The sequence below is a fragment of the Streptosporangium carneum genome, from assembly GCF_027922005.1.
Classification (GTDB): domain Bacteria; phylum Actinomycetota; class Actinomycetes; order Streptosporangiales; family Streptosporangiaceae; genus Streptosporangium; species Streptosporangium carneum.
Map to the genome: position 1 here is coordinate 1 of NZ_BSEV01000147.1, position 543 is coordinate 543.

The following is a 543-nucleotide window of genomic DNA, read 5'->3' on the forward strand; positions in this document are numbered from 1 at the left end:
TCACCGGCACGCGTATCCAGTCCCCCAACGTGGTCTCCAGCAGCCCGGTGACATCGGTCAGCGAAGTCGAACTGGAATTCCAGCAAGAGGCGAATATCGAGCGGATATTCCGCAATCTTCCATCGACGATCCCCGGCGATGGCCAGAACGTCAACAATGGCACCTCCGGCGCCGCATCGATCAACCTGCGAGGCCTCGGGACCAATCGAAGCCTGGTTCTGGTCGACGGCAAACGCCTGACGCCGTTCTCGCTGGCCGGCACCGTCGATACCCAGACCATTCCCGTGAACATGCTCGAACGGGTCGACGTGGTCACCGGCGGGGCGTCCGCGGTCTACGGCTCCGATGCCATGTCCGGCGCGATCAACTTCATCCTGAAGAATGATTTTGAAGGCGTGGAGTTGAGCTATGAGGGCCGCGCGTCGGAACAGTCGGACGGCGAACAGCACAATCTGTCCGTCCTTCTGGGCACCAATCTCGACAACGGTCGCGGCAATGTCATGGCCAGCCTGGGCTATACCCAGCGCATGGGCGTGCAGTTCG

The 543-nt window shown here is 61.5% G+C and carries 1 protein-coding gene; it reads left to right on the forward strand.

The window, feature by feature from the left end:
- Positions 1-29: 29 nt before the first annotated feature.
- A partial coding sequence (locus PKF00_RS45045) for a TonB-dependent receptor plug domain-containing protein (protein WP_271223795.1) occupies positions 30-543 on the forward strand: 514 nt, incomplete at its 3' end.